This is a genomic window from Streptomyces sp. NPDC047117 (genome assembly GCF_040643545.1).
GTDB lineage: Bacteria > Actinomycetota > Actinomycetes > Streptomycetales > Streptomycetaceae > Streptomyces.
In genome coordinates this window covers 83,780-108,664 of sequence record NZ_JBEYUN010000018.1, presented here as the reverse complement: position 1 = coordinate 108,664, position 24,885 = coordinate 83,780, and the positions used below count along the sequence as shown (strand labels likewise).

The following is a 24,885-nucleotide window of genomic DNA, read 5'->3' as shown; positions in this document are numbered from 1 at the left end:
TTCAGTCCCCCAGGTGGAAAGTGCCGAGATCGAGCGTGAGTTTGGTGACGGCGAACGCCTCGGCGTATCGCTCGTGACATTCGATGCCGCGGATCCGCGCGAGACCGAGGAATGCCTCGCGGTCGTACCAGGGCCGGTGCCGCTGCGAGGGGTAGTGCTCCGCCAGCAGCCGCACCTTCTGTTCGGCGATCGCCGGCGACAGCGGTTGGTACGCCGCCATACGGCCGAGATCGCCGTCCCACTTGACGATCTCGTAGCCGAGCACGAGGTGGTCGCGGAACGCGGTGGGTATCAGCTGCGCCAGGCCGCGGTGGTCCTGGTGCGCGTCCTCGGTACGCGGGGCCAGGATCAGATCGGGGTCGGTCTGCGCGCGCAGTTCCTCGACCGCGGCCTTGGCCTCGTCCCAGTGCGCCTGCTGCCGGCCGTCGGGCAGCTTGAGCACGGTCAGCCGCAGGTCGGCGCCCGGGCAGAAGGCGGCGAGCGCGGCCTGCTCCTCCTGCTCCCGCTCGGTGCCGCCGCCGGAGAGCACCAGTGCGTCGACGCGGATGCCCGGTCGCGCGAGGCACAGCGTCAGCAGCGTGCCGCCGGCGCCGATGGCGATGTCGTCGCAGTGCGCGCCGACCGCGACGATCCGGTCCGGACGACCGGCTCCGAGCCGGATCATGCGCTCACCCCGGCATTGTCCCGCTCCCACACGGCCCACGGCCGGTCGCCCCGGGCGTACGCGGCGTCGAGCGCGGCCTTCTCCTTCACGGTGTCGGTCGGCTTCCAGAAGCCGCGGTGCTGGTGCGCCACCAGCCGTCCGCGCTTGGCCAGTTGGGCGCATCCGTCGGCGACCAGGTCCCCGTTCTCCGGTATGTGGTCGAAGACCTCCTGGCGGAGCACGAAGTAGCCGCCGTTCTCCCACAGGGGCATGTCGCTCACCGCGGTGATTCCCCCCACCAGGCCGTCCTCGCCCAGGTCCACGCAGTGGAACGAGGACTGCGGCGGCACGACCATCATCGACGCACCGGCGTCGCGCCGGGCGAACCGGTCGATCATCTCCGGCAGCGGCGCGTCGGTGAGCACGTCGGCGTAGTTGGCGAGGAACATCTCGTCGCCGTCCAGGTGGTGCCGCACCCGGCGCAGCCGCTCCCCGATCGGTGACTCGATGCCGGTCTGCGCGAACGTGATCGTCCAGTCCGAGATGTCGGTGGACAGCAGTTCGGTCCGGCCGCCTCTGAGCACGAAGTCGTTGGACGTCGTCTCCTCGTAGTTGAGGAAGAAGTCCTTGATGTGTTGGGCCCCGTAGCCGAGGCACAGGATGAACTCGGTGTGCCCGAAGTGCGCGTAGTAGCGCATGACGTGCCAGATCAGCGGTCGCGGTCCGACCATCGCCATCGGCTTGGGCACGTCGTCGGAGGCGCCGTTGCGCATCCGCATCCCGTAACCGCCGCAGAACAGTACGACCTTCATCGCTTGACCTCGACAATGCTCAGTTCCGGGATGGGAAAGACAAGGCGGCCGCCCCACTCGTGCACGTACGACAGCTGCTCGACCAGTTCGGCCCGCAGGTTCCACGGCAGGACGAGGACGTAGTCCGGCTTGTCGGCGGCGATCCGCTCGGGCGGCAGGATCGGGATACGGGTGCCCGGGGTGAACCTGCCGTGCTTGTAGGGGTTGCGGTCGACCGTGTAGGCGAGCAGGTCGGGACGGATGCCGCAGTGGTTGAGCAGGGTGTTGCCCTTGCCCGGGGCGCCGTAGCCGACGACCGTCTTGCCTTCCTCGGCCGCTGTGATGAGGAACTTCAGGAGATCCCGGCGCACCTTGGCCACCCGGGCGGAGAACTCGGTGTACCCGGACAGCTCCTGCAGCCCGGCGGCCTTCTCCCGGGCCAGTACGTCTGCCACCCGCTGCGTCGGCTCCCCTGCCACCGCCTCCGGCCGGGCCCACAGCCGGATCGAGCCGCCGTGCGTGGGCAGCAACTCGACGTCCACGAGGGCGAGTCCACCAGTGGCGAGGGCCCGGATCGCGGACGCGACGGTGTAGTACTGGAAGTGCTCGTGGTAGATCGTGTCGTACTGGTTCTCCTCGATCAGGGTCAGCAGGTGCTGCACCTCGATGGAGACCCAGCCGTCGTCGGCGACCAGGGCGCGCAGTCCCCGGGTGAACCCGACGACATCGGGGATGTGTGCGTACACGTTGTTGGCCACGACCAGATTCGCCGGGCCGTGCTCGGTGCGGACGGCCGAGCCGGTGTCCGGGCTCAGGAATTCCGTGAGCGTGGGCACGCCCGCGTCCCGCGCCGCCGCGCCGACGTTCACCGACGGCTCGATGCCCAGGCAGCGGATCCCCCGGTCCACCACGTGCTTCAGCAGGTACCCGTCGTTGCTCGCGACCTCCACCACGAAGGCGTCGGGGCCGAGCCCCACCCGCTGTACGGCGTCGTCGACGAACGTGCGCGCGTGCTCCACCCAGGAGGTCGAGTAGGAGGAGAAGTACGCGTACTCCGTGAACGTCTCCTCCGGCTTGATCAGCGGCGGGATCTGCGCGAGCCAGCAGTCGGTGCAGACCCGCAGGTGCAGCGGGTAGGCCGGCTCCGCCGTGTCCAGTTGGTCCGCGGCGAGAAAGCTCTCGCACGGTGGCGTCGCGCCGAGATCGACGACGCTCGCCGGCGTCGCCGAGCCGCAGAGTCGGCATCGTGTCATTTACTTGCCCCCCATTGTTTCCGTCCGACCCGCGATCGCGGTGCGGTACTCATCCACCAGGCGCTCCAGCCCGACGGCCGGGCTGAAGCCCTGTTCGTAGCGGCGCCGGGCCGCCTGTCCCATCTCCCGGTTGCGGTCCGGTCCGGCCGCGATCCGGCGTATGCAGGACGCGAGCGAGGCGGGCTCGCCCGGCCGGTGCAGCAGCCCGGTCACCCCGTCCTCGACGAGTTCGACGAAGGCGCCGTGACCGGCGGCGACGACCGGGACCCCGGCCGCCATCGCCTCCACGACCACCAGGCCGAACGCCTCCAGCCACGTCGAGGGGGCCACCACGGCGACCGACCGTGCGATGGCCATCTGGCACTCCGCCGTGTCGTACAGGCCGACATACCGCACGTCGTCCCGGCCCGCGGCCCAGGCGGTCACCTCACCCTCCAGCGGCCCCGTACCGGCGATCACCAGCGGCACGCCCACCCCGCCGGCCGCGGCGAGCTGGTCCCACGCGGCCATGAGCTGCCGTACGCCCTTGGCCTCGGCGAGCCGGCCGAGGTAGAGCACGTGCTCGCCCGTGGCCGTTCGGCGGGCTTCCGGGTCGGGCACGAAGTTGTGCTTGACCGCGAGCCGCTCGGGCGGCATGCCGGCGCCCACCAGGATCTCGCGCTGCGCCGCGGAGATGCAGAGGAACCGCGCCACGCCGGACCACCACCGCCGCCGGTTGACCGACAGGCTGACCGCGAGCGGCACCGTCGCCAGCCGGGAGCCGCGGTAGCAGCCGTGCCGGACCGCGGGCAGCGGCGTCGATCCGACGCAGTCGGTGCACGGCCGGCCGTCCCGTTGCAGCGTGCCGGGCGGGCAGATCTGGGTGTAGTTGTGCAGCGTGGCGACGGCGGGCACGCCGGCGTCGGCGCAGGCGGCCAGGACCGCGGGCGACAGGAGCGGGAAGACGTTGTGGACGTGGACGACGTCAGGGCGCTCGGTGCGCAGCCGGGTGGCGAGTTCCGCGCGTACGGCCGGGTTCCACGGCACCAGCAGCGGTATCGCGGCCTTGCCGGGCAGGGACCGGGTGGCGATGTCGTCGCTGCGCCGCTCGAACACCTCGACCCGATGGCCCGCGCCGCGCAGCAGCGCCACCTCCTGGTCGACGACCTTGTTCTCCCCGCTCGGCTGCGCCGAGGCGTAGCGGTTGTGCACCACGAGGACGTGCATGCTCAGATCACCTCCGATCTCTGGGCCCGTCGCGGGATGCGTCGTCGAGGGCCTTCGGGCGTGGAAAGGGGACCGGCCGCGGCAGGTGCCACCAGCAGCGAAGCGGCGACGGCCAGATGCAGCAGATACGGCGAGGCGTCGCCGAGCCCTGCCTCGGTGTACGACGCGATCGCGCAGTAGCTGATCAGGAAGATCGCGCAGGCCCTCGACAGCGACGGTGGCCGCAGCAACGCGACACCGCCCAGCACGATGACGACCGCCGCCACCAGGACGACGCCGGTCAGCCCCTGTTCCTGGTAGACGGCCAGCCAGCTGTTGTCGATCGGCAGCCCGCCGAACGACTTGTCGCCCAGCCCCACTCCGAACAGCTGCTCCACGGTCGACCGGGGCGCCGCCAGCAGGGCGTCCCAGACCTTGGCCCGGCCGGTGAGGTTGGAGAAGTTCTCCTGGCTCTGTCCGCGCAGGAACCACGCCTGGAGCGCGGAGCTGAACGCCACCGCGGCCACCACGGCGCACAGCACCGCCCAGCTGAAGAACCGGCGCGCCGCGGCGCTGGTCAGGAGGAGCGAGCCGATCGCCAGCGCCAGCCCGATGAGCAGGCCGACCGTGGCCGTCCGGGTATGGGTCAGCGCGAGCAGGACCACTGCCGGCACGATGACCACCGCCGCGCTGGTCCTGTCGGTCCGGCGGCCCAGCAGGAGCAGCACCGTGAGCCCGATGATCACCGCGGCGTACTGGCCGATCTGCGGCGGCGTGAGCGGCCACAGCGCGCCGACGAGGCGTCCGCCGTACAGCTCGGGCATGGCCGCGCCCGGTGAGACGACCAGCCCCGCGGCCACCGACCCGAGCACCGCGAAGTACATCCGGATGTGGTGCCGGACGAACGTCGGGCCACCGTCCCACCAGCGGCTGAGCAGCCAGAGTGTGCCGACGAAGAGCGCCAGCCGGGCACACCGGAACAGCGCGCCGAAGCCGGACTCCAGGTGCGCACTGGAGAGCACGCTCGTCACCAGCAGCAGGGTGAGCAGGCTCAAGTAGGCGCTCGCCCGGATGCGCAGCCGGGAATTGAGCGCGAGCGCCAGCGAGAACGCGACGGCCAGCGCGCCCATGGTGACCAGCTGGATGAGGGAGCGGGGAATGGGGATGATGGTCTCGGCGCCGGCGGAGCCGAGTGTGTTGAGGACCAGCAGCCCCCAGATGATCCCGACGGTCTTCGGTGTGCCCACGGAGTCCCGGTCCATCTCAACCACCGGCCCGTGGGGCGAAGGTGCTGCCCGCGTCCTGCTGGTACGGCGTGCTCTGCCACTGCCCGGAGTCGATTACCCGGCTCGGGTCGTGGGCGACGAACTGCCATGGGCCGAGGTACGTGTTGTCGTGCCAGCGGTTGTGCTGCTCGCCGGTGATCGCCTCGGCCACCCGCTCGCCCTGGTACGGCGACCAGTCCGGATAGGTGCCGTAGTTGGCCAGCACCGCCATGCGGTCGCACTTCACCGTGCACTTGACGACGGACTTGTCGAGTACGAAGCGGTTGTTGTGGATGTCCACCCGCTGGGTCTTCCACCGGCAGTCGGCGTAGAGCGGTGCGGTGGCGATCGCCGGCTTCGCGCAGCGGTCGGTGTCCCGCACCAGCAGTGTGCAGTCACCGGAGGAGGTGTTGGCCGGGCTGTTGCAGAACCGGTCGGCGTTCTCCCACAGGGTGATCCCGGACCAGTTGTTCTCCAGCACGTTCCGGTAGATCTCGATCTTGTCGGTGCGGGCCCGGACCCGTGGTTCGCCGCCGGACTCGGAGAGGTAGACGGTCGCGAAGGGGAAGGTGTCGCCGCGGTCGGCCGCCCTGCGGCCCTCGACCCAGTTGTTCCGCCGGATCGTGTTGTTGCGGATGACCGCGTTGTAGCTGGTCTCGTAGATCAGCGCGGCACCGTCGTTGGCCTCCAGCACGTTGTTCTCGATGCGGAAGTCGTTGTTGTTGGTGTCCGCCCACAACCCCGTTCCGCGGTTGTCGTGCACCCAGTTGCCGCGCACATCAGCGCCGTTGACGGCCCAGAACTTGATGCCCCCGGTACAGCCGCAGCCCTTGCGCCGCCGCTCCCAGTCGCCGGTGTTGTTGCCCACGACCTCGTTGCCCTCGACCACCAGGCCGCCGATGCGGCCCCCGGACTTGTACGCGTTCATGCCGTACTGGCCGTTGTCGCGCAGGCAGCTGGCGCGGACCCGCTGGCGGTCACCGGCCATCAGCCCGGCACCGGAGTTGTGCTGGATCGTCGCGTGCTCGATCACCCAGCCGTCGGCCGAGTCATGGTTGACCACGCCCTCGTTCTGCGGCGCGACAAAACCCTGCACGGTCAGGTAGCGCAGGGTGACGTCGCGGGCGGTACCGCCGAACGCGTACTGGTTCTTCTTGCGGCCGTCGAGCACCGCGCCCGGCGCGCCGAGGTAGCTGTTCCCCTCCTTGGGGATGACCTGGGCGTAGCGGTCCGGGTCGAGCCGGTGCCTGCCCGGACGAAGCCAGAACGTGGTGCCGGGCGGACTGCTCTTGGTCTTCGCCGCCAGGTCACCGACCATCGCCGGGTCGACCGTCACCGCGCCCGCGGGTGCCTTTACCGGCCCGGCCGCGGGCTCGGCGCACACCCGGGCCACGGGCGTGGCCGACGGCGTGGCGGTCGGCTTCGCCTCTACGTCCGGTGTGCTCTCACAGCCGGCCATCGCCAGCAGGGCCAGCGTCAGCGGTGCCGCCGCCCACGCCCAGTGCCGTCTCTTGCTCCCCACGCGCGCCCCTAGCCGTGGAACCTGAGCACGGTGGTGAACTCCCCGGACGGCACAGTGCCGTCGGCACTGTGCCGTCCGGGGAGGGCGGTGCCGATCAGCGTGGTCGAGGGTTCCTTGCGCCCGAATCCGGCGGAGTACCAGCCCAGCATGGGGTACCCCCTGTCCGAAGAGCTCGGGGAAGGTCCGGTCTCGCCGCGATGCGCCTGCCAGGACAGCTGCGCGGGCAGGTCGAGCACCGCGGAGCGGTCCTCGCCGTCCCGGGTCCAGGTGAGCACTGCCCGGTTGCCGGTCAGGTCCGCGGTGATCGCGGGGCCGAGGTGGAATGCGAGGCGCACCTCGGCCCGGTGCGGTCCGTGTACCTCGTCCACCACCCGCAGCTCCTGGCTCGCGGCTGTCAGCTCCACCCGGCGACGGTGCACGGACGGCCCGTAGCCGTCGTGCTCCGCGCGCCAGCGGGCAGTGCTCCCGCCGGAGGTGTCCACGGCCAGGACACGGCTGCGGGCATGCCGGGTCCACAGGAACGGGCCGCCGGACACGGACTGGTCGGCGCCGTCCAGCTGCAGGGTGTTGTGGCCGAGGGTCGACCGGAAGTACTGCCGCCACTCGGGTTGCCCGTGGTAGCAGTACGTTCCGGGGTCGGCGAGCACGTCGACCCCGTCGTGCCGGACCTCCACGGACAGCGCGTCCGCGTGGGCATGTGCGGCGATGGACAGGAAGCCGTGCGGACCGCCGTCGCAGCGGCACCAGATCTCGCCCGTCTCCCCCGGACCGCGCAGGATGGTGAGCCCCGCGTCGGCGAAGTGGTCCGGCCGGCTCGCCGGGCGGGTCACGGACCAGGCAGTGGGCTTGATGAGCGCGGCCAGCAGCGGGGTGCGCACATCGGTGCCGGTCACCGCCGGCCACCAGGCGAGACGGCCGAACACGGCGTCCCCGGTGGCCAGCAGCGAGGCCCAGCGGTCGGTGCCCGCGCCGTCCACGACCAGGCCGTGCCCGTCGTCCGCGTCCCCCTGGCGCGGCGGCCGCAGCCGGCTGTCCACGACGGCGGCGAGCGCGTCGGTCATCCGCAGCAGCACCAGCCGGACCGTCGCGGGGACGGGCACGCCGGCGGCATCCGCCTCGGCCACCGCGGCCAGACCGAGCTCCAGGACGAGCCCGTGGTACTCGGTGGCCAGCTCGCGGTTGAGGCCGGAGAGGAAGGTGTTGCCGCGCAGGTGCCGCTCCAGGGACCGTAGCGCGCCGGCTCGCCAACGCCCCGAGGCGGGGAACCAGTCGAACGCGCACGCCGCGGCGAACTGCCCGGCGGCCTCGGCGATGACGTGGTTGTTCGCCGAGGACCCCCGGCTGGGGAAGGCCGCCAGCCAGCGCTGGTGGTGCCAGATCTGGCTCAGCGCCACCGGGTTGTCCTCGAACAGCCCGGCCGCGCCCGGCCAGCCGTCGAGCAGCCGGCGGATCCACACCCAGGACAGCAGCCGGATGCCCAGCTCGATGCCGCTGATCCAGTGCACGCCGCGCAGCGGCGGGTTGGCCGCCCACCACGACCGCAGGTGTTCGGCCACGCGCTCGGCGTAGCGCTCGTCCCCGGTGAGCGCGTAGGCGGCGGCGAGCACGGTGAGGTACTGGTGCCGGGACGGCTCCCAGATCTGCTTGATGTCCCCGACCGCGTCCTCGTTGCGGTACGGCACGTCGAAGGCGTAGCCCGACGAAGCCCGGCGGCCGGTCTTCGGGTCGCGCCACCAGTCCGGGTCGACCAGGTCGTCACGGACCACACCGAAGTACTCGGCGTGCCCGGCCATCAGCCGGTCCGCCTCGGCGAGGAGACGCTTCGCGGCGTCCGGTGGCACCGCGGCCATCGTCCCGGCGGGCAGGACGGCGGTGAACCGGGCGCCGGTCACGTTCGGGCAGTCCGGCAGCGACGACCTCCACTGCCGTCTGCGCACCGCGTCGACCGCCCGGCCGCCGATCTCCCGCGGTTCCATCCGGGAAAGGCGGCGTAAGTACCAGCCCGCACTCATGGTCATCGCGCCCGCTCCAACGTCACCGGAGCACCGGCGGCCAGACCGGTCTCCACGGCGAGGGTGGCCGCGGTGGTGGCGACCAGCGACTCCAGCGGCACCGGCATCGGCCCACCGGTCCGCACGGCCTTGATGAACGCGGCCAGCTCGGCGTTCTGCCCCTTGTCCCGGGCCTTGGGCAGCCTGGAGCTGACCCACCGCTTGCGCCCGTACACCGAGGCGCGGACGAAGTCGTCGAGCCGCAGCACCTTGCCGTCCGCGACCAGGTCCAGCGTCTCCTTGGGGAAGCCGGGCGCGCCGGTGGTGACGTAGCTGATGGTGGCGGTGGACCCGTCCGGGTAGCGCAGCACGACCTGCAGGTCCTCGTTGCCGGACGGGGCGACCGCGTACACGGAGACCGGGTCGGCGTCGAGCAGCCAGCTCGCCGTGTCGATGAAGTGTCCGCCCTCCCCGGCGAACCGCGTGCCCTCGGTGCCCTGCTGGAGGTACCAGCTGCCGTGCTGCAGCCGGCCCGCGTTGACCAGGTAGCGCAGGCTCGCCGGACCGGTCCGGGCGCCGAAGCGCTCCTTGGCCTCCTGCAGCAGCGGGGCGAACCGGCGGTTGAAGCCCACCTGCAGCCGGTCGTTGCCGGACTCCTCCACCGCCGCGAGTACGCCGGACAGCTCGTCCTCGGTGAGGACCAGGGGCTTCTCCACGAACACCGCCTTGCCGGCCAGCAACGCCTTGCGGGTCAGTTCGGCGTGCGAGCTGTGCCGGGTGACGACGAACACCGCGTCGATGGTCTTGTCGCCGAGCACGGCGTCGAGGTCGGTGGTCGCCTGGGCGAAGCCGAACTTCCGCTGCGCGTTGGCCGCGGAGAGCGCCGTCGTGGTGGCGACGGTCCACAGTGCGACGCCGTCGCGCTGTGCGAGGTGCGGCAGCAGCATCGACGTCGCGTAGTTGCCCGCGCCGACGAACGCCAGCCGCAGCGGTGCGTTGGCGGCCAGGACCGGACGCCGCTGCACGTGCACCGCGGGCACGGCCACCGCCGGGGCGCCCGCTGCCTCCGCTTCCTTCTCCTGTCCGGGGTACTGGAACAGGACGGCCACGGCCTTCAACTCGCCGTCCTTCAGGCGCCGGTAGGTCTCGACGGCATCGTCGAAGTCGGCGATGTGGGAGATCAGAGGCTCGACGTCGACGCGGTTGCGGGCGACGAGATCGAGGAAGCACGCCAGGTTGCGCCGCTCGGTCCAGCGTACGTAGCCGATCGGGTAGTCCCGGCCCTCCAGCTCGTACTCCGGGTCGTAGCGACCGGGACCGTACGACCGCGAGAACCGGACGTCGAGCTCCTTCTCGTAGTACGCGTTCCACGGCAGGTCCAGCCGGCACTTGCCGATGTCGACGACCCGGCCGCGGTCCCGGCAGAGCCGCGCTGCCAGCTCGACGGGCTGATTGCTGCCGCCGCCGGCGGCCAGGTACACCTGGTCCACACCGTGCCCGCCGGTGAGCTCGGCGACGGCGGTCTCCACAGTCGCGGACGCGGGATCACCGCAGGCCGCGGCGCCGAGCCGCTCGGCGAGCTCGCAGCGCACCGGGTCGGGATCGGCACCGACGACGCGGACTCCGGATGCGGCGAGGAGCTGCACCACCAGCTGCCCGATCAGGCCGAGACCGATGACCAGGGCCACTTCGCCGAGCTGCGGCTCGCCCTGGCGGACGCCCTGCAGTGCGATCGACCCGACGGTGCCGAAGGCCGCGTGCCGTGGCGCGAGGCCGTCAGGCACCGGGGTGTAGAGGTTCTTCGGCACCCAGTTCAGCTCCGCGTGCAGCGCGTGCTCGTTGCCGGCACAGGCCACGAGGTCGCCGACCTTCACGTCGTCGATCCCGGCGCCGACCTGCTCGACCACCCCGCACAGCGAGTAGCCCAGCGGCGTGTAGGAGTCCAGCTTGCCCATCACCTTGCGGTAGGTGGCGGGCACCCCGTTGGTGGCCACGCTCTGCATGACCTTGGCCACCTGGTCGGGGCGGGAGCGGGCCTTGCCCAGCATCGACATGCCGGCCTCGGACACCTTCATCAGCTCGGTCCCGGTGGATATCAGCGAGAAGGCGCTGCGGACCAGCACACCGCCCGCCTTGCACCCCGGCACCGGCACGTCGAGCACCGTCAGCTCGCCGCTCTTGTAGTTCTGCACAACCTGCTTCACCCGAACTCCTCTGAATTCCTAAGCCGTTGACCGATTGCTCTGACCGGACCCAGAGGTCGCGTCGCGATACCAGTACTCAAGGGTCAGTACGTGCCACAGATGCTTGGAGAAGTCCCGCTGCCCGGCGGCGTCCTCGGCGACCATGCGCGCCAGCGCGTCACGGCGCAGGAACCCGGACCGTACGAGCTCTCCGTCGTTGACCACCTCGCGCACCAGCGGCGCCAGGTCCCGGCTCATCCAGGCCCGCAGCGGGGCGCTGAACAGGCCCTTGGGCCGGTACACGATCTCCCGGGGCAGGATCGAGGTGGCCGCCTCCTTGAGGACGGCCTTGCCCTGCCGCCCCACGATCTTGCGGTCCCCCGGCACGGCGAACGCCGCCCTGACCACCTCGACGTCCACGTACGGCACCCGCACCTCGGTCGACGCGGCCATGCTCGACCGGTCCGTGTACGCGAGGTTCAGCCCCGGCAGGAACATCCGGGCGTCGCCCAGGCACATCCGGTTGACGAAGTCGTCGAGGCCGTTGTCCTCGTAGACGTCCGCATGCTCGGTCAGCACGTCGTCGACCGTCCCGGCCAGGTCCGGATCGACCAGCGCGAGCAGCTCGTCCTGGTCGTACATGGTGTAGCTGCGCCGGAACGCGGTCTCCTCCGGCAGGTCGGCGAAGGAGAGGAACCGCTTCGCGAAGCGCACCGACCGGTATCCCCGGCGGGCCGAGGCGACCGGCAGCCGGTCCACGACCCCGGACACACCGCGCCGCAGCGGGCGCGGGACGCGCTGGTAGCGCAGCGCGAGCAGGTTGGCCAGGTGCTTGCGGTACCCGGCGAACAGTTCGTCGGCGCCCATCCCCGAGAGCATCACCTTGACCCCGGCCTCGCGCGCTGCCGAACAGATCAGGAACGTGTTGATCGCGGCGGGATCACCGATCGGCTCGTCCAGGTGGTACGTCATCCGCGGCAGCAGGTCGAGCACGTTCGGGGCGATCTCGATCTCGTGCAGGTCGACGCCGAACCGCTCGGCCACCTGCCGGGCGTAGCGCAGGTCGTCCGGCATCGCCTCGAACCTGGCGTCCTCGGCGCGGAACCCGATCGTGTAGGCGGAGATGCCGGGCTGATGGCGGGCCGCCAGCGCGGTCAGCCAGCTGGAGTCGAGGCCACCGGAGAGGAAGGTCGCCACGGGGACGTCGGAGAGCAGGTGGCGCCGCGTCGACTCCTCGACGATGGCGGCCAGGTCCGGCTGCTCGCCGCTGCGGGCCCGCTCCTGCCCCTCGGCGGCGACGTCCTTCAGGTTCCAGTACCGGCCGCGCTCCACCCGGCCGTCGGGCCGGCACCGCAGCCAGCTCCCCGGCGGCAGCTTCTCCGCCGCGCGGAACGCGCAGCGCGAGTCCGGCACCCAGTAATAGAGGAGCGAGGCCACCAGCGCCGCATGGTCCACCTCCAGCGACTCGCCGGTGGCAGTGGCCAGCGCCTTGAGCTCGGAGGCGAACACCAGCCCCGCACCACGCCGCAGCAGGAACAGCGGCTTGATGCCCAACTGGTCGCGTGCGAGCACCAGTTCGCCGGTGCGCTCGTCGAAGACGCCGAACGCGAACATGCCGCGCAGCCGGGGCAGGCAGTCCGTGCCCCAGCGCCGCCAGGCCTCCAGCAGCACCTCGGTGTCGGAGGTGCCGCGGAAGCGCACCCCGGCGGCCGCAAGTTCGGCACGCAGCTCGGGCGCGTTGTACAGCTCGCCGTTGTACGTCAGGGCGAGGCCGTCCGAGACCATCGGCTGGGCGCCGGTCCCGGACAGGTCGAGGATGGCCAGCCGGCGGTGCCCGAGGTGCACTTCGCCGTCACCGGCGGCGTGGCTGTACCGGCCTGCGCCGTCCGGCCCGCGGTGGGCGAGGGTGTCGGTGAGCCGGTCGGTCACGACCTTGCCGTCCGGCCATCGGTAAGTACCTGCGATGCCACACATGTGCTACCGCGCCTCCTGGTCGTTGTCCGGGACCCGTGCGGCCGGCATCGGCAGCCGCTCCGACCGGTGCCGGCCGGTCCCCACTGCGTCAACGGCGTGGGAGGTACCCCCACCGTTCTGCCGGGCCGGCCGCTCGCTGTGGCCCCGCAGCGCGCTGTGCAGCCCGTCCCACAGCGTGCCGTCGGTCCGGTCACGCGGATCGGGATCGATCAGCACCACACCGAGCACCGCAATGCGCTGGTCCGCGAGCTGTCGCGCCACGGTGTGCAGCCATGCGGCACTGCCGTGCCCGGCCCGCACGACGAGTACGGCCCGGCTGCCGAGGTACGGGAGGTCCGTCCACGCCGTACCGGGCGCCACGGAGCCGACGCCGACCACCGGCCCCGCCGCCCCCAGCGCCCCGGTGAGGTCCGTGGCGATCACGCCCGTGCTGCGCGCACTGCCCAGTTCCAGCAGCGACACCGGTTCGGCGGAGCCGCGCACGGTGCGGGCCAGGGTCGTGGTGAGGCGTTCGTATGCCGCCCGGGTCCGCCGGCGCTGCCACCGCCTGCCCGACCGGCGGGGCAGCTCCGCGACGACCGAGGCACCCAGGTTCGCCGCGATGTCCCGGCGCAGCACGGGGCGGTCCGCCACCACCGCGCCGACCGCGGACAGCGCGAGTCCGAGGACGAGCCCGAGGACGAGCCCGATCGCGCCGTCGGTGGCAGCGGCCTTGGGCAGGGAGTGCCGCACCGCGCGCGGAGCGTCCACGATCTGCGTGCCGGCGACGACCCGGGGCGTGCCGATGCGCGCCTCCTCGGCGCGCTGGCCGTAATCGGCGATCCGCGAGGTGAGCTCGGCGCGGCGGGCGAAGAGCGACTCGGTGCTCGCCGGTGCTTCCGGGTCGCTCTCCGGCGACCGGCCGCCGATCGCCTTGTTGACCTCGGCGAGCTCGTCCCGCATGCGGTCGCGCTGGTCGTCCAGGGCCTTGGCCTCGGCGTTCGCGGACTCCCGCATCCGCTTCACATGGTCAGCAATGAACGCATCGGCCAGCGCCTCGGCCCGGGCCACCGCTTCCGCGTCGCTGTCAGCCGTCACATCGATCTGCAGCAGGTTGTTGGTCACGCCGGTACCCCGGTAGTCCTCCATGAAGTCCTCCGGCTTGTCCGAGGACTTGAGGGACCGCAGGGCCTTGCCGGCGATCCGCGAGGTGCCCAGCACCGCGACATCGGTGCGGATCAGCGTGCCGGTGTCGTTCGGCTGGTCCTCCCGGTGCGCGACCAGCACCTTGGTCACCGCGCTCGGCGGCGGGGGCAGCAGGACCGCCACCGCCGCGCCGGCCAGCAGTCCCAGCAGCGCCAGGGAACACCAGAAGCGGCGGCGTCTGCGCACGGCGACCACCAGCGCCTGCAGGTCGAGCAGCGGAGCGGCGGACGGCGACTCCGCAGTCGTACTCGTCGTCACACCGAACCTCCCGCCGCGTGACCGCGCACCGCGAGGGCCGGAGTGGCGTTGTCCGGCAGATCGCCGGCAGACCGCGTCGGACGGGCCCGCACCGGGCCGGCGACGACGGTGCCGACGACCTCATGCCGGGCGTCCGCACACGCCTCGGCGAGACCGGCGAGCTCCTCCGCGGTCCAGCTGCCCGCGCTGAGGACGACCAGGGCACCGGATTCGGTGTCGCGGTCCGGCACGATCGGCCGGTCCACCGCGACCTCCACCACCCGCAGCAGCAGAGCGTTTTGGGTCTCGGCAGCGAGCTGCCCGGCCGCCCGGCGGGCGATCTCGTCGCCCTCCGGTACGACAACGAGCAGCCGCCGGGGGGCCGGCAGCTCGTCCAGGAGGCGAGCGCACACCCGCCGGTAGCGGATCCGCCTGCCTGCCTCGTCACCGGAGCCGGGCGGGGCCGGTACGTCCCACCGGGTGTCGACGCCGAGGAGGCTGCGGAGCCGAGCCCGCAGGCCATGGCCTTCCGACCGGTGCGCACGCCGTTCCTCACGTACGTCGCCGAGCTCATCGACAGGTACGTCAACGGTGCCGAGGAGCGCCGAGCCCAGCGCGGCGGTGATCTCCGCTTCGGTGCGCAGCCGGCGGTTCATCCGTACGGCGACGAGGTGGCCGACGACCGAGAGCAGGAAGAACAGCAGCGCCCCGGCGGCGATGAGGTGCATCCTCGTGGGCGGTGCCGCACCGGTCGGCCGGGCCGCCGGGCCCATGACGACCATGCCGGCCTTGTCGTTCGCCGGGTCGGCCTCGTCGAGCTTCGTCATGGCCTCCTCCAGGGAGGTACGCAGCTTCTCGAGCGAGGTGCGGGCCTGCACGCTCTCCACGGTCCGCCCCGGATCGGCCGCCTCGGCCAGGTCGGTGATGCGGCGGTTGGTCTCCACCACCTTCTGCCGCAGCGCCTCGGTCCCCGTGGCCGCGTCGGGGTCGGTGCTGCCGCCCGCGATCCGCGTGGCGAATCCGACGAACTGCTGGGCCACCTGGTCGGAGAGCTGCTGGGCGCGCGCCGGGGTGTCGGCCGTACCCGAGATCGTGATGATGTTCCCGTCGGCGGCCTTGGCGGTCACCCGTTCGCGCAGCTCGTCGCGGCTGATGTCCCGCCGGTCGAGCTTGGCGGCCGCCAGGTCGACCACCGACGAGCTGGTCGCGATGTCCACCTGGGTCAGCAGCTCACGCTCTTCCCACTGCCCGGGCAGCAGTACCGGTGCCGACGCCGTGTAGCGCGGCGGAAACACCAGCGAGGCGCCGTAGCCGGCGACTGCGCCCAGCACGGTGAGTACGGCGAGCAGCCGCCAGCGCCGGCGGAGTATCCGCCCGATCGTGACCAGGCGGATCGTGTCATCGTTCAACGCCGTGCTCTCCGCCCCGTCCGAACCGGGTCGCAGCCGACGCCGAAGTGTGGTCGCGGCACGCAGCGGCGTACGCGGCGAGCAGCGATGCCTGCGAGTTCCGCCAGGAGAGCGGCCCGCTGATCCGCTCCTGGCCGATCTCGCCCATCCGGGCCCGCTGCTCCGGATCGTCCAGCAGCAGCGCGATCAGCTTCGCGAACGCGGCCTCGTCATTGGCGGGCGCGTACACGGCGGCGTCACCGGCGGAGACGCGCGCCTCCCGCAGGTCGAACGAGACGATGGGCCGGCCCATCGCCATGTACTCCAGGACCTTGTTCATGGTCGACACGTCGTTCAGCGGATTGCGCGGGTCGGGAGAGAGGCACACGTCCGCGGTGGACAGGTAGCGCACCAGATCGGCGTCCGGAATGCGCCCGGTGAACTGCACCTGCTCGGAGAGCCCGAGCTGCCGGGACAGCTCCACCATCGCGTCGAAGGCGTCGCCGGCACCGACGAACACCGCATGCCAGTCGGTACGCCCCAGCTCGTCGCGGAGCTTCGCCAGTGCCCGCAAGGCGTAGTCGACGCCGTCCTGCGGCCCCATCACGCCCAGGTAGCACAGCAGATGAGGCTTACCACGCTTCAACTCCAGCTCGGGCGCCACCGGTTGGAACCTGTCGACGGCGGGCGCACTGCGCACCACGAAGACATCCGCCGGCCGCTTGCCGCCACGGCGCAGCGCGACGTCCCGGTAGCTCTCGTTCGTGGCGAGCACGATGTCCGCGGCACGGTAGGTCCGCCGTTCCAGCGCGCACACGGCGCGGTAGAGCAGGTCCTTGCCCCGGCCGAACCGGGAGAGGTACAGCTCGGGCACCAGGTCGTGCTGGTCGAAGACGAACCGCGCGCCGCGCCGCTTCAGCCACAGCGCAGGCAGGAACAGCAGGTCGGGCGGGTTGCAGGCGTGGACCACATCGACCGGGCCGACCTTGCGGGCCAGTCGGAGCGTGTGCCACAACGCCGATCCGTACTCCCGCAGGTAGCCGGCCGGCCCTCCGGTGGCGGCACGCAACGGGTAGCGGTGGATCCGCACCCCGTCGATCACTGCCTCCGCCTCCGTGTCCCGCTTACTGCCCTTCGGGCAGATGACGTGCACGTCCCAGCCCACGTCGCGCAGCGTCGTGCACTCCTGCCACACCCGCCGGTCGAACGGCACCGACAGGTTCTCCACCAGGATCAGCGCGCGCCGGCCCTGTCGCTCGTTTCTGACGTCACCAAGCAAGGCCCACGTACCCCGGTTCGGTCCGGCGCGCCTCGGCGTCGGGAAGGCGGATGAGATCGATCAGCATCGAGCCGTCGTCGCTGTGGGGCAGCGCCGACAGCACGGCCGGGTCCTTGGTCCCGACCAGGCACACCTCGGCGTGGTCGGCGACCTCCTCAACGGAGTCCGCGAGCAGCTGCGCGAGGTGCGGCAGCCGCGTCTCGATGTACTCGCGGTTCGCGCCGATCAGCCGCGAAAGGCTCACATTGGCGTCGTAGATCTTCAGGTCGTAGCCCTTGCCGAAGAGCCGCTCCGCCAGCTCGACGAGCGGGCTCTCGCGCAGGTCGTCGGTGCCGGGCTTGAAGGACAACCCGAACAGACCCACCCGGCGCTTGCCGGTGCGCTCGACCAGCTCCACCGCGCGCTGGAGATGGGCGGAGTTGGAGGGCAGTACGTGGGAGAGGATGGGTACCGAGATGTCGGCCCGCCGCGCCGCGTACACCAGGCTGCGCAGGTCCTTGGGCAGGCAGGAGCCGCCGAAGGCGAAGCCGGGCCGCAGGTAGGCGGGGCTGATGTTCAGCTTGCGGTCGGCCAGGAACACATCGATCACCTGGTGCGAGTCCACCCCGAGCGCCTGGCACACCGCGCCCAGCTCGTTCGCGAAGCCGATCTTGAGACCGTGGAACGCGTTGTCCGCGTACTTGATCGCCTCGGCCGTCGGGACCGGCACCCGGAACACCTCGCCGGGCAGGCCCTCGTACAGCGCCGCCACCGCGTCGCCGCTCGCCGCGTCGAGCTCGCCGATGACGGTCTTGGGCGGGTCGAAGAAGTCCCGCACGCTCGTGCCCTCGCGCAGGAACTCCGGATTGACCGCGACCCCGAAGTCCGCACCGGCCGTGCCGCCGACGTACTTCTCCAGAATCGGCACCAGCAGGTTCAGGCAGGTGCCCGGAAGCATGGTGCTGCGGAACACCACGGTCTGCCGCCCGCCCCGCTCGGCCAGCGCGGCACCGATCTGCTCGGTGACCCGCTCCAAATACGTGGTGCACAGGCTGCCGTTGGGCTCCGAAGGCGTGCCCACGCAAACCAGCGACACCTCGCTGCCCATGATCGCCTCGCGGACGTCCGCGGTGGCCCGTAACGCCCCGCTCGCCACCACCTCGGCGATCAGCTCGCCGATCCGCTCCTCGACCACCGGCGCCTTGCCGTCGTTGACCAGGTCGACCTTCACCTGGTTGACGTCCACCCCGATGACCTCGTGGCCCATGCTGGCCAGGCACGCGGCCGACACACAGCCCACGTAACCGAGCCCGAAGACGCTTACTCTCATGCCTCGCCCCTCCCCCTACTCAGGCCCTTGTGGCCTGCGGTCCCCCAAGGCAGGCCCTCGCGGCCTGCCGTCCACGCGCTGGCCGTACGACGTCGCCGTCCCCCGCACATCGGTGAGCGCACAGGCGCCATCAGTAGGCCCCCTGTCCGTGGAGCACCGCGCGCAGCGTCTTCCACAAGATCACCGTGTCCAGGGCGAGCGACCAGTCCTCCACGTACCGCAGGTCGAGGCGGACCGCCTCCTCCCACGGCAGGTCGCTGCGCCCGCTGATCTGCCACAGCCCGGTGAGTCCGGGCTTGACCAGCAGCCGCCGCCGGATGTCCGGGTCGTACGCGGCGCACTCCTCCGGTAACGGAGGCCGCGGGCCGACGAGCGACATCGATCCGGTGAGCACGTTGAACAGCTGCGGAAGCTCATCGAGCGAGTACCGGCGCAGCACCTTTCCCACCCGGGTCACCCGCGGATCCCGGCGGACCTTGAACAGCAGCCCCGCGCCCTCGTTGCGGTCGGCCAGTTCGGCACGTGCCCCGTGAGCCCCGGTGACCATGGTGCGGAACTTGAGAATGGTGAACTCGCGGCCGTCCTTGCCGACCCTGCGCTGGCGGTACACCGCCCCACCGCGGCTGTCCGCGAGCACGAGCACCGCGATGAGCACCATCAGCGGCGCGAGAAGCAACAACAGGATCGCCGCGCCCATCCGGTCGACGGCCTCTTTGACCGCCCGGCGCCCCCCGGTGAAGGTCGGCATGCTGACCCGCAGCAGCGGTATCCCGAGCACCGCGTCGACGTGCAGTCGCGGGCCCGCCACCTCCATCAGCACGGGGGCCACGACCATCTCGGCATCGCTGCCTTCGAGGTTCCAGGCCAGCCGCTGCAGCCGGTCCGGCGACCAGTGCGGGTCCGGTGTGACCGCGACGACCCGGTAGCCGTCGTGGCGGACGTGCTTGGCGACGTCCGTCAGCCGGCCGACTACCGGCACGCCGTCCAGCTGATCACCGTCGAGCCCGCGACCGTCCGTCGTGCACACCGCCTCCACCCGCCAGCCGAGGTGCGGGAACTTGCGGGTCCGGGTGATCAGGTCGCGTACGGTGTCCGGGCTCCCGGCAGCGAGCACCGGTCTCAGGCACAGCCCCTGCTTCCGCTGCTTGTGCAGCCGGAGACGGAGCAGATACCGCTCGGTCATGGTGACGAGCGCGATCGCCGGGATCGCGACGAAGATCCAGAGCTTGATGTTGCGCGAGGTGAGGGCGATCCCGCCGAGCGCGAGGACGACGGTCGCCGTGAACAGCGAGCGTCCCAGCCGGCGGAACTCCTCGGCGCCCTGGCCGAGCACCGCCGGAGCCCACGACCGGCTCACCGCGAGCGCGCCCAGCACCAACAGCTCGGTGCCGAAGGCGAGAATCCCCCACTTCTCATGCCAGTTGGCCGCGTCCCGCACCCCGAAGAAGTTGCCGATCGCCGCCACGACCAGGCCGGTGGCCACGGTATCGCTGGTGATCACGGTACGCCGGTACCGCTGCTCCCAGTCGTTCGCCGGCCGGCCGACCGCCCCGTCCGCCAGACGCCCGCGCGCCGACGGAAAAGGGCCGACCAATCCCCCCTGCCGCACAGAAACCCCCCGGTCCCCAGTGGTATGTGCTCGACTGACGCGTTCCTCGCCTCGGGAGGCCCCCGCCCCAACCATCCGACGCCGGAGACACAGTTGCCCGTCGCCCGTAACGACGCCCTACAAGTCACCATTTGTCGCTTCGTGTCACAGCATCTGAAGCACGGTCAATCTAGAGCATCAGAGCCCCCCTGAAGAGGGAGATGTGTGGAATTTGTGGTCAAGATTTGGAGACGATGAAACCGATCAATGACGGGCCGGTGACCACCCACGGGCGCCTTGATGGCAAAGACACGTGTGTGACCTGTGGTAACGCACGTGACAGGCGCGCCACGAAGACCCACTCGGCGGCCTACGGTCGCCGCCGCCCGCTCACGGCGGGCGTTGCCGGTCCAGCGGGTCACGCGGCCGCGCAGCACCGGCTGGATTCCGCCCATGACTGCTGTGGCCACATCTCTCCGTGAGTCCGACATGGAACAGGAGTGCCGGGACGACCTCCAACGGGGATACTTCGCACGGGCGTTGAGCCGACGGGGGCGCAACGGGGGCACGGAGGTCACAGTGGCGGAAGGTGAGGGACGGCACGCCGAGGAGGCGGAGTCAGCGCTGGTCTCGGCGGTCGTCCGGGTCAAGGGAGCGGATGGCGCGGTCGGCGGCGCGGGCTTCCTCATCGCTCCGGATCTGGTGCTGACCTGCGCCCATGTGGTGTCGGACGCGCTGGACCGGCCCCGCGCGTACACGGTCGGGGCCGGGGCCGAGGTCACGGTCGATCTGCCGCTGGCCGGGAACGCCGAGGATGTCGACGGGGGCGACCACGGTGCCGAGGTCCAGCGCTGGATACCGATCAGGGCCGACCAGACCGGCGACATCGCCGTCCTGAGGTTGCGCAGCCGCATCCCCGGGGCCCGTCCGCTGCCCATGGCCGACCCGGAACGCGGCGTATGGGACCACGACGCGCGCGCCGTGGGCTTCACCGAGGACACCCCGGGAGGGGTCTGGCAGAGCGGCAGATTCCGGGGCCCCACCCGCCAGGGCTGGATCCAGCTCTCGCGGGCCAACGGCGAGGCCGTGCACGTCAAGGGGGGTTTCAGCGGAAGCCCTGTGTGGGACGACGAACTGGGCGCCGCGGTCGGCATGATGGTGGCCGCACAGCCGGTGCGTGAAGCCCAGCAGGCGTTCGTCCTGCGGATGAGGACCCTGCTCAAGGAAGCGCCCGAACTCGCCCCGTTCGTGGCCCCGGCCACGCCCTTCCGAGGCCTGTCCACCTTCCAGGAAGACGACGCGGATGTCTTCTTCGGCCGGGACGACGACATCGAGCGAGTGGTCACCGCTGTGCGCGGCGAAAAGCCCACCGTCACGGTGTACGGGCCGTCGGGCTGCGGCAAGTCGTCACTCGCGCTGGCTGGTGTGGTACCGAGGATGCGGCGGGACGGTTACCGGATCCTGCGGGTGAACGCCGCGCACGTCGCTTCCCCGCGCGCCGCGCTGGCCACCGAGCTGTTCGAGATCGCGCGGTCGGCGCAGGACGGGCCACCGCGCGCGGACAGCGCCCGGCAGGTGGAGTCGTGGCTCGCCGAGTTGGGCCTCGCGGACGCCGCCCACCGCGCCCTGGGCTCGTCGGCCGGCCGGCTCCTGGTCGTACTCGACCAGGCCGAGGCCCTCCTCGACAGGGCCGGTGCCGTGACCGAGGAGACCGCCGGGTTGCTGTTCCCCGAGCGGCAGCGGGACGGCATACGGGTACTGGTCACCCTGCGGGCCGACTTCGTGGAAGCGGCGCTGAACCACCCGCACCTGGGCACCACACTGAAGAGGGGCGTGACGATCCCGCTCACGCCGATGTCCCGGGAACAGCTCGAAGAAGTGATCAGTGAGCCGGTCAAACGCGTCCCGGCCGTGGAGTACGACCCGGGCCTCGAGCGGCGCATTCTCGACGACGCGGGTGGTGAGCCGGGTATCCTGCCCCTGCTGGGATTCGTCCTGACCCAGCTGTGGGACCACAAGGCCGCCGGACGGCTGCGGACCACGACGTACGAAGAGAGCGAGGGCGTCTCCGGCGCCCTGCGGCTCCATGCCGAACAGGCATGGAAGGAGTGCGTCGAGAACAACCGCGAAGGCAAGGAGTCCGGCAAGGGCCCCAGCGAGAACAAGGGGGAGGACGAGAAGGAGGCGCTGCGGCTGCTCACCGGCCTGGTCCGTGTGCTGCCGGGCGGTAAGGCACCCCTGCGCCGCATGCTCACCCGGGAGGAAGCCGGTGAGACGCGATGGCGGATCGCCGAGTCGCTCGCCGCGCGACGGCTGCTCGTCCTGCATGGGGACGAGGGTGAGCCGCAGAGCGTCGAACTCGCCCACGAGGCGCTGATCAGCGCCTGGCCGACGCTCGCGCAGCAGGTCAGGACCGACGAGGAGTTCCTGGCCGGCCGGGCGGAACTCGAGCACGACCTCACCCGCTGGCAACGGGCGGACAGGTCCCCGGACCTGCTGCCCGGCTCGCTGCAACTCCTGGCCCTGCACCGCCGACTGCACGGCCGGGAGGACGAGCTCTCCCCGGCGGAACGAGAGTTCCTCGACCTCGCGCGGCGGCATCACCGTGCGCGGCGCAACCGCGTGCGTGCCGTGTGGACCACAGGCGTACTGGTCCTCGCGCTGATCGCCGCGCTGGGAACCTCCCTCGTCTACCAGTCACGGGTCAGCGCGGAACGGGATGCCGATGCCACGTCACGCGCACTGGCCAGCATTTCGGATGGAGTGGCACAGGCCGATCCCGGCCAGGCGGCCCTGGCCGCGATAGCGGCGTACGACACGGCGCCGACGCAGGAAGCCAGGAGTGCGCTGCTGCGCAGATACGACCACTTCAAGGACGCCGCGTGGGCGCTGACCGGGACCGAAGGGAGGATCGAAGGGGTTGCGACGAGCGCGGACGCCACAGTGGCGCTGGTGACGTCCGGGGGCGCGCGGGCGGCCCTCTTCATCCGCAGAGCGGGACATCAGATCCTGCGCAAGCAGCTCCGTCTCCGGGCGAACGCCGTCGCACCGATGGTCAGCCAGGACGGGCGGCGGATCGCTTACGTGTCGGAAAAGGACGGGACTGTGGTCTGGCACGACGTCCGGACCACGGCGAAGAACCCACTGGGCGCCGCACACGAGCTGTCCGGCGGCGGGTTCGATGTCGCCGCGAACGGAGCTCTGAGAAGTCCGGGCGGCCTCGCGGACTTCTCCCCGGACGGCAGCCAGGTGGTCGCGGTGGCCACGGACGGGACGCTGCGCCTGTGGGACCTCGATACGAACCGAACCACACGGCTGCCGGGCCGGGTCCCGGCCCTTGAGGCGGTGTGGTTCGGCCCTGACGAGAACACGCTCGTGGGCCAGCGCCGCGACACGACGGGCAAGGGGACGTCGATCGTGTCCATCGACATCAGCAAGGGAAAGTCACGTGAGCTGGCGGATCATGTCTACACCTCGCCGGTGAGCAGCGTCGCGTCACTCGGCCTCTCCGCCGACGGCGGTGTACTGGTCTCCTGCGGCGACAAGCGCGGCACCACCGCGACCTACCGGGCCGTGCGGGTGGCGGACGGCCGGGAGCTGCGGCGCTACACGCCCAAGGGCTTCAACAGCTGCTTCCACATCGCCGTGCACAAGGCAGGCGAACGATTCGCGTACGACAGGGGGTCGGAGTCCGGGGAATGGACGGTGGTCGACACACGGAGCGACAAGGAGGCGGAGCCGCGCAGCGGCCCCCATTTCAGCTCCTCCGGGGGCGCCAGAGACATTCCCCTGCTCGACGGTCCGGACGGCCCACTCGTCGTCGGGTGGACCAAGACCGAGGTCAGCGCGTCGACTCTGAAATCCGGCGACGGCGTACTCCTCCCACCAATGCTGCTCGACGACGGGAAGAGGATGCTGGCGACCCTGGCCGGCCGGCGCGGCGACGTACTGGCGCTGATGGACACCACCAGTCGGCACAAGCCCGTCGCCAAGGCCAAAAGGGACGTCACCGACGGGTCGCACTGGCACAGGCTCGCGGGCAACCGATCCGAAAGCCTGGTGGCGGACCAGGTCGACCGCAACAGGCTGGAGATCCGGGAGATCCCCTCCCTGCGTCGGGTGGCAGAAATCACCACGCTCGTGCCACCCCCCGGCGAAGACGTGGACTTCTTCGAGCAGTTGAGCTTCTCATTCATCAACGACGACGAACTGGTGACGGTTTCCGGCGGCCGGATCGAGCACTGGAACGCCCGTGACGGTCGACGCATGTCGAGGACCATCGATCTCGATGACATACAGCCCACCGACCAGCCGCCGTTCCTGGTGAACGGACAACCCGAGCCGGGCTACGCGCAGGTCATCCTCGACGGCGATCCCACGGTTCGCGCCATCGACCTGCGCACCGGCAAGGAGAACAAGCGACTTCGTATCCGGCTCGGCAGGGACGCCGTCAGTGCCAGGCTCGACAGGAGCCGGCGCTACGCGGTCGTAACGACGGAAGGCTCCATGATGGAACTCTGGTCGGTGCGACCGGGAGAGCGGCCCCGGCGGTTGATGGGCCCGTTCGGGCCGCTGGACAAAGAACAGGGCTCCAGCACCTACGGATTCCTGGGAGACAGCTCGGAATTCGTCCTGGCCAACGGTGATTCGGTGCGCTTCCTGCGGGCGGAGAGCCCGTCCCACAGCGAATCCTACGACTTCGAAGGCGGGCAGAGCTTCCTGGACATCTCCCAGGACGGGAAGATGCTGCTACGGACGACGGGAGGAGGCATGGACTTGTTCCGCCTCGACCCCAAACTCTGGAAACGCCACCTGTGCGAGGTCCTCGGCCACGGCCTGACCGAGGACGAACGCAGCAGACTGCCCTCGGGGATGCCACACACCATCTGCCCGGCCTGAGACGCCGTTCACGCTTCATACGCCGAGATACGCCGAGAGGGCTCCGGGAGCGTCCCTCGAACCCCCTTACTCCGTGCAAGCGGCGCCGGACGCGCACCGACATTCATCGCGGCTCAGCCGTACCTGGCGTCCCGGGTGCTTTCCCCGCCAGCGGACAATGGGCTCTTCAAGAGCCTCCGGCCGCTGGGGGCGG

At 71.1% G+C, this 24,885-nt stretch carries 14 protein-coding genes and 1 pseudogene; 1 reads left to right on the top strand and 14 read right to left on the bottom strand.

Annotated features, from left to right (window positions below; translation table 11 throughout):
- Position 1: 1 nt before the first annotated feature.
- From ABZ840_RS29495 to ABZ840_RS29430, 14 genes and pseudogenes are all read right to left on the bottom strand, one after another.
- Entirely contained in the window at positions 2–664 is a 663-nt protein-coding gene (locus ABZ840_RS29495; RefSeq protein WP_361564310.1) for a PIG-L deacetylase family protein, read from the bottom strand.
- Positions 661–1,455, bottom strand: coding sequence for a glucose-1-phosphate cytidylyltransferase (locus tag ABZ840_RS29490; RefSeq protein WP_361564307.1), 795 nt, complete (start codon positions 1,453–1,455; stop codon positions 661–663). Before ABZ840_RS29490 ends, ABZ840_RS29495 begins: the two co-directional genes overlap by 4 nt.
- The gene (locus tag ABZ840_RS29485; RefSeq protein ID WP_361564305.1) at positions 1,452–2,687 is read right to left on the bottom strand and encodes a class I SAM-dependent methyltransferase; all 1,236 of its coding nucleotides are present in this window, start codon (positions 2,685–2,687) and stop codon (positions 1,452–1,454) included. The genes ABZ840_RS29490 and ABZ840_RS29485 overlap by 4 nt, the downstream gene beginning before the upstream one ends.
- Complete coding sequence (locus ABZ840_RS29480; protein WP_361564302.1) at positions 2,688–3,893, bottom strand: glycosyltransferase; 1,206 nt, start codon at positions 3,891–3,893, stop codon at positions 2,688–2,690.
- 2 nt (positions 3,894–3,895) lie between these two features.
- Positions 3,896–5,134 (bottom strand): O-antigen ligase domain-containing protein, encoded by a 1,239-nt coding sequence (locus ABZ840_RS29475; RefSeq protein WP_361564299.1) that lies wholly within the window; start codon positions 5,132–5,134, stop codon positions 3,896–3,898.
- A gap of 1 nt (position 5,135) precedes the next feature.
- Positions 5,136–6,659, bottom strand: a complete 1,524-nt coding sequence (locus ABZ840_RS29470; protein ID WP_361564297.1) for a right-handed parallel beta-helix repeat-containing protein — start codon at positions 6,657–6,659, stop codon at positions 5,136–5,138.
- An 8-nt stretch (positions 6,660–6,667) separates the two neighbouring features.
- The gene (locus ABZ840_RS29465; RefSeq protein WP_361564294.1) at positions 6,668–8,677 is read right to left on the bottom strand and encodes an alginate lyase family protein; all 2,010 of its coding nucleotides are present in this window, start codon (positions 8,675–8,677) and stop codon (positions 6,668–6,670) included.
- Positions 8,674–10,854, bottom strand: coding sequence for a bi-domain-containing oxidoreductase (locus ABZ840_RS29460; protein ID WP_361564292.1), 2,181 nt, complete (start codon positions 10,852–10,854; stop codon positions 8,674–8,676). The genes ABZ840_RS29465 and ABZ840_RS29460 overlap by 4 nt, the downstream gene beginning before the upstream one ends.
- An 18-nt stretch (positions 10,855–10,872) precedes the next feature.
- Positions 10,873–12,807, bottom strand: a complete 1,935-nt coding sequence (gene asnB, locus ABZ840_RS29455) for an asparagine synthase (glutamine-hydrolyzing) (protein WP_361564290.1) — start codon at positions 12,805–12,807, stop codon at positions 10,873–10,875.
- 3 nt (positions 12,808–12,810) lie between these two features.
- Positions 12,811–14,250: a Wzz/FepE/Etk N-terminal domain-containing protein gene (locus tag ABZ840_RS29450; protein WP_361564287.1), complete on the bottom strand. Its 1,440-nt coding sequence runs from the start codon at positions 14,248–14,250 to the stop codon at positions 12,811–12,813.
- Positions 14,247–15,638 (bottom strand): Wzz/FepE/Etk N-terminal domain-containing protein, encoded by a 1,392-nt coding sequence (locus ABZ840_RS29445; protein WP_361564284.1) that lies wholly within the window; start codon positions 15,636–15,638, stop codon positions 14,247–14,249. Before ABZ840_RS29445 ends, ABZ840_RS29450 begins: the two co-directional genes overlap by 4 nt.
- Positions 15,635–16,896: pseudogene (locus tag ABZ840_RS29440) on the bottom strand (glycosyltransferase family 4 protein). The gene ABZ840_RS29445 and the pseudogene ABZ840_RS29440 overlap by 4 nt, the downstream one beginning before the upstream one ends.
- Positions 16,886–18,205 (bottom strand): nucleotide sugar dehydrogenase, encoded by a 1,320-nt coding sequence (locus ABZ840_RS29435; protein WP_361564282.1) that lies wholly within the window; start codon positions 18,203–18,205, stop codon positions 16,886–16,888. Before ABZ840_RS29435 ends, ABZ840_RS29440 begins: the two are co-directional and overlap by 11 nt.
- A gap of 130 nt (positions 18,206–18,335) precedes the next feature.
- On the bottom strand, positions 18,336–19,814 hold the full coding sequence (locus ABZ840_RS29430) for a sugar transferase (RefSeq protein WP_361564279.1): 1,479 nt from the start codon (positions 19,812–19,814) through the stop codon (positions 18,336–18,338).
- A gap of 558 nt (positions 19,815–20,372) precedes the next feature.
- Here ABZ840_RS29430 and ABZ840_RS29425 point away from each other — a divergent pair.
- Positions 20,373–24,692: a trypsin-like peptidase domain-containing protein gene (locus tag ABZ840_RS29425; RefSeq protein ID WP_361564277.1), complete on the top strand. Its 4,320-nt coding sequence runs from the start codon at positions 20,373–20,375 to the stop codon at positions 24,690–24,692.
- Positions 24,693–24,885 lie beyond the last annotated feature (193 nt).